The following is a 4882-nucleotide window of genomic DNA, read 5'->3' as shown; positions in this document are numbered from 1 at the left end:
CTGCGCCTTCGTCGCCTTCTCACTGGGCCCGCGCACCGCCTGCTCGCGCAGCGCCTGCAGCTCGGCCACCCGCCCCCGGGCGTCGGTCGGCTCGCCGACACGGGGGATGCTGTTCACCATCACCACGACCCTTGCCTTCCTCTCGTACGACACCGGGGGCGTGACCGGACCGGCCACCCCCACACATTAACAAACCGCGTGGGCGGTTTTTGCTGGTTGGGGGTGGGGATGGCCGGTCCGCGCCCTGAAACGTGTGTGCGGCGGGTCACCGCCAGCTGTGCGGGGCGCGGAAGGCGCCGGCCGGCTCCCGGCGCCACAGCGCTCGGCTGCGCGCCGCATCCGGCTTCGGCCGCGCACCGGCGGACCCGGCGGCGAGGCAGGTGAGCAGGGTCGCGGTGACGGCGGCGAGTTCTTCCGCGCTGGCCGCTCCGCGTTCGATGCGCAGCACGGTGTGCAGGGGGGGTTCGGCCTGGGGCATGTCGTTCCTTCCCGCGGTGCCAGGACCGCTCGGGTACGCCGCCGGGCACCGGGCCGGCGGCGCCGGCGTCCGGTGCCCGGCGGACAGGGGGCTGCTGGAAGCAGGGGTGGTGCCACAGGCCCGGCCCGACAGGGCGGTGGCACAGGGCCGGTGGAGGGGTGGCGGTCAGCCGGTCCTGCGCCGGTGGAACCTCTTGTGGGCGGCCGGGCCGCCGGCGGCGCGGGCCTTCATGCGGCCCTCCTCCTGGGCGGCCTTGGCCAAGGAGGCGTGCTCCTTGCGCTCCAGCGCCTGCCGGAAACGGCGCTTGGCCTCCTGCTGGGCCTCGTTGCGCTCGGGCGTATCGGTCATGGATGCCTCCGTAAGGGCTTGTCGGACGGCGGGGCGGCACGCCGGTGGTTGCCCCGTGCGCCCCCGCCCGGTGGGCGGGCCGGTGCGCCCAGCCCACCGCCCCCCGCTCGAGAACCGGTCGACCTTCCCTCGCAACCCGCCCCAGCCGGCCACCACCGGCCCAGCACCGTCCGGCCCGGGCAGGCGGGCGCAGGCCCTCGCGGTCGCGGTACGCGACCGGGGCAGGCACGGTGCGCGGGCGGGTGGCGCGGTGCTCGGCGACGGGCGGGCGCAGGCACGGGGCGCGTTCGCCTGTGCCGCGGGGCGGGCGGCCGGCTGCCAGGGGGTGCGGCTGCCGGGCCGCACAGCGCCGCCCGTCTACCTGTTCTGGCGTGACGTCACCTCGGGGCGGGGGGTGCCTGGTTGCCGGACCGGCGGGTCGGCCGGCCGGTGTCCTTGCCCGGGGCTGTCGTGCCGCGTGCCGGCGTGGGGCTCACCCGCCGTCCCCCGCCGGGCCGGTGGCCGGCTGCTCGCCTGGTCCGCGGATCGTGCGCGGCGAGGAGGCAAAGGGGGCAGGTCGGAAAAGGGGGCTCTGGGGCGGCTGTTGCCGACTGGTTCGCCCCCGTGTCCGTGAGCTGTCCGCGCATCGGCGGGTTCGAGGACGCGCCCCACCGGCATCCGGCATCCGGCGGCCTGGCCGAGTCCGCGCGAGGCCATCGGATCCGTCCGGGCCGTGCTGCTCGCCCCGCTGTCCGCCGGTTCGCCGTGGTGTGCGCCCTGTGTGCCGGCCCCCGGCGGTTGGGGGAGCTTCCCGGCCCGCCGGGGCCGGTCTGCCCGGGGCCGGTCTGCATGCCCGTCGGCGGCGCGGAGCTGGCTGCCGGCAGCGTCGGCGGCGCAGACCTGCCGGCCGAGCCGGCCGCACCCGGGGGGGCGGCCCTACGCCCGGCCCGCGTTCATCTCGAGCACCACCTCGAACACCTCGAGCCGCGGGGATCTCGGGGATCTCGGGATCTCGGGTGCGGGGGGGGCGTGCCCCTGTCCGGGCGGGCGTGCGCATCGTCCTGCGCGTGGGCAGCGGCGCGGGGCAGGGCCGTTTCTGTCGCGGTGCCGGCCTCCCTTGGGGGCGGCCGGGTGCCGGGCGGGAGGCGGTGAAACGGGAGGCGGTGAAGGGGAAGGCGGTGAAGGGGCCTCTTGCCCTGGCCCTGGGCGGTGCCGCCGCGCCGGCGGGGCGGGGTCAGGCGGCGTGGGCGGGGTGGGTGGTTTCGCTGTGGGCGGGGGCGGGTGGGTGGGTGCGGTAGCGGGTGGTGTGGCCGGGTGGGACGAGGGCGGGCAGCAGGGGCTGCCACAGGGCCTGGATGCGGTGGGCGAGTTCGGGGCGGGGCATGCCGGTGGCGGCCAGGACGCCGATGCCGCAGACGGCGGCGAGCAGGAGGGTCTGGCCGTCGTCGGTGCCGTCGCCGGTGCGCAGGTCGCCGGCGGCGCGGGCCTGGCCGTGCAGGCGCAGTACCTCGGTGATCCATGCCTGGTGGAAGTCGGTGGCGGCGGGGCGGCGTCCGGCGCATTCGTTGGTGATGCGCAGGCCGGCGCGGATGACGGGGTCCTCGTGCAGGGCGCGGGCCAGCCAGTGGGTGAGGTCGATCAGTGCCTGCAGGGGGGCGGCGCCGGCTTCCCACTGGTGCTGGACGAAGTCGCACAGCAGTTGCCGGCCGCGTTCTTGGACGGCGTCGGCCAGTCCGTCCTTGGAGGCGAAGTGGAAGTACAGCGCCCCTTTTGTCATGCCGGCGGCGCCGGCGATCTGGCCCAGCGTGGCGCTGGCGTAGCCGTGCCGGTCGAACATCTGGGCGCCCGCGTGCACCAGTGCGCGGCGGGTGCGTTCCGATCTGGCCTGCATGGTGGCTTCTCCTGCCTCTCCCCTGTGCGGTGCCGGCGGCCGGCGGCGGCGCTCAGCCGACCCGGCTCAGGCGCTCGCCGCCGGCGCGGGGGGCTTCCAGCTGCGGTTCGGGGTGGGCCATCAGGATCGAGCGCTGCAGCCGGCGCAGGCCTGCCGAGGGCTCCAGGCCCAGTTCGCGCACCAGGGCGCCGCGCAGCCGCTGGTAGACCTCCAGGGCCTCGCTGCGCCGTCCGGAGCGGTGCAGGGCGAGCATGAACTGGCCGTGCAGGTTCTCGTGGGTGCGGTAGCGGCTGACCAGGACGGTCAGCTCGCCCAGCAGTTCGCGGTGCCGGCCCAGGCGCAGGTCGGCCTCGATGCGCTGGTCGAGCGCGCACAGCCGGGTCTCCTCCAGGCGCCGCTGGTGCATCTCCAGCTGCACCCCGGCGTGCACGTCGGCCAGGGCCGAACCGGTCCACAGGGCCAGCGCCTCGCGCAGCTGGCGGGCCGCGCCGGTGAAGTCGCCGGCGTCCATCGCCCGGTAGCCGCGGCCGGCCAGCAGCTCGAACTCGCGCACGTCGCTGGCGCCGCCCGAGGTGTTGAGCAGATAGCCGCCCGGCGAGGTGACCAGCACGTCCTTGGCGCTGCGCGGCGCCGCGCCCGGCGCGTCGTGGACCAGCGCCGCCGAGATCAGCTCCCGCAGCTGCAGGACGTAGGTCTGCAGCGTGGTGCGTGCACTGCGCGGCGGCCGCTGCCCCCACAGCTCCTCCATCAACGACGCCACCGGAACCACCCGGTCGGCGTGCAGCGCCAGCAGGGCCAGCACCTGGCGCGGTTTGGGCGCCGTGGGCGTCACCGACACCCCGTTCTCCCTCACGGCCAACGCCCCCAGCACATCGATATCCACGCCGTCTCCCCTGTTTGATGCGCATCTGATCGAGCGGCCCGCGGCCGGTTCCTCCCGGCCCGCGCAGACCCGGACACCACCGAGTAAAAAACAGGGCGGACGGTTTGTCAATACCAGACCGCTTGCGCTGTTTCTGGTGGCCGGGGCGCGTACGCCGCAGGCGCCCGGGACGGGCGGATGGGGCCGGAGCCGGGGAAACGGGGAGGTCACCGGCAGTGCGGGCCGGGGCGGGCGGGGCGGGCGGGCCGGGGTGCCGGGCGGCCGAGAAACAGCGGTTGAGGTCTGTTTATGGTGGGGTGGTGTGGGGGCCGGCGGGGGCCAGGGGCCGGCCGGGGGCCAGCCGGGGCAGCATCAGCTCCCAGAAGCCGGTGATCTTGGGCGCGGACAGCCACTCGCGGTCCGCGGCGCCCAGCACCTCGAAACCCACGGTGGCCGCCACCACGGCGGGCGCCGCGCCGTGCGAGGAGACGCCCTCGGCCAGCTGCCCCTCCTGCTCGGCACGCTGCAGCATCTCCTCCACCCAGCCCCGCCACACCCCCCGCAGGCACGGCCCGCCCTGCCGCGAGGCGTCCGCACCCAGGTCGAACCCCGCCCGCACCACCGGATCGTCGGCGAGCGCACCCATCAGCGCATGAGTGGCGTCCACCAGCACCTGCAGCACCCCGCCCGGCGCGTCGTCCGGCACGGCGGTGATCTTCGCCAAGACCGCCGCCGCCTCCCGCTCCACCGCCCGGGCCAGCGCGTTCTTGTTCTCGAAGTGGAAGTGCAGCGCACCGTTGCTGACCCCGGCCCGGGCACTGATGGCGGCCAGCGAAGCGGGCGCGAACCCCTCCCGCGCGAACACCTCGGCCGCGGCCCGCACCAGCGCCTGCCGCGTGCGGGCCGCACGCTCCTGCTTGACCATCAGCCACTCTCCTCGCTCCCAGGGACACCGCACACACGGCGCGCACTTCCGCCCCGTCCGGCACCCGGCGGGCAGACGGCAGCACAACGCCGCCCCGCACCCCACCGCCCACGGGACGACACCCCAGATTAACAAACCGCTTACGCGGTTTGTAAGTGGGTTGCGGTATTCCGCAGCCCCGCCCCTGGCCGGACCAGCACAGACCCATCCCGCCCCGCCCCGCACCGGCCAACTCCCGCACGCCGCCACCGGTCACGCCCATCCCGCACCGGCGCACCCGGAACCGAGCACGCCGGCCGGCAGGCACAAGGAGAAACGGAAACGGAAACGGAGACGGAGGAGGGCGCAGGCGAAGGCGGGCGCCGCCTTGGGCCGGCGAGCGCCATGAGGCGGGTTCTC

5 protein-coding genes are annotated in these 4882 nt (G+C 75.8%); all 5 read right to left on the bottom strand.

From position 1 onward, the window contains the following. Nucleotides 1–265: 265 nt before the first annotated feature. The 5 genes from ABZ070_RS35295 to ABZ070_RS35275 all read right to left on the bottom strand — a co-directional run bounded on the left by ABZ070_RS35295 (nt 266) and on the right by ABZ070_RS35275 (nt 4483). Nucleotides 266–478, bottom strand: a complete 213-nt coding sequence (locus tag ABZ070_RS35295; protein ID WP_356640052.1) for an acyl-CoA carboxylase subunit epsilon — start codon at nt 476–478, stop codon at nt 266–268. A 165-nt stretch (nt 479–643) separates the two neighbouring features. After that, nucleotides 644–826, bottom strand: a complete 183-nt coding sequence (locus ABZ070_RS35290; protein WP_356640050.1) for a DUF5302 domain-containing protein — start codon at nt 824–826, stop codon at nt 644–646. A gap of 1213 nt (nt 827–2039) precedes the next feature. Beyond that, on the bottom strand, nt 2040–2696 hold the full coding sequence (locus tag ABZ070_RS35285; protein ID WP_356640048.1) for a ScbR family autoregulator-binding transcription factor: 657 nt from the start codon (nt 2694–2696) through the stop codon (nt 2040–2042). A 52-nt stretch (nt 2697–2748) separates the two neighbouring features. Next, the gene (locus ABZ070_RS35280) at nt 2749–3579 is read right to left on the bottom strand and encodes an AfsR/SARP family transcriptional regulator (protein ID WP_356640046.1); all 831 of its coding nucleotides are present in this window, start codon (nt 3577–3579) and stop codon (nt 2749–2751) included. 286 nt (nt 3580–3865) lie between these two features. Further along, the gene (locus ABZ070_RS35275; RefSeq protein ID WP_356640044.1) at nt 3866–4483 is read right to left on the bottom strand and encodes a ScbR family autoregulator-binding transcription factor; all 618 of its coding nucleotides are present in this window, start codon (nt 4481–4483) and stop codon (nt 3866–3868) included. Nucleotides 4484–4882: the final 399 nt, after the last annotated feature.

The organism is Streptomyces sp. NPDC006283 (genome assembly GCF_040613325.1).
In the GTDB taxonomy this organism is placed as follows: domain Bacteria; phylum Actinomycetota; class Actinomycetes; order Streptomycetales; family Streptomycetaceae; genus Streptomyces.
The sequence above is the reverse complement of the archived record's forward strand: the minus strand, read 5'-3'. Positions and strand labels throughout refer to the sequence as shown.

Coding starts and splice junctions, on each gene's coding strand:
- ABZ070_RS35295 (WP_356640052.1), bottom strand. CDS start 478: ATGCCCCAGGCCGAACCCCCCCTGCACACCGTGCTGCGCATCGAACGC.
- ABZ070_RS35290 (WP_356640050.1), bottom strand. CDS start 826: ATGACCGATACGCCCGAGCGCAACGAGGCCCAGCAGGAGGCCAAGCGC.
- ABZ070_RS35285 (WP_356640048.1), bottom strand. CDS start 2,696: ATGCAGGCCAGATCGGAACGCACCCGCCGCGCACTGGTGCACGCGGGC.
- ABZ070_RS35275 (WP_356640044.1), bottom strand. CDS start 4,483: ATGGTCAAGCAGGAGCGTGCGGCCCGCACGCGGCAGGCGCTGGTGCGG.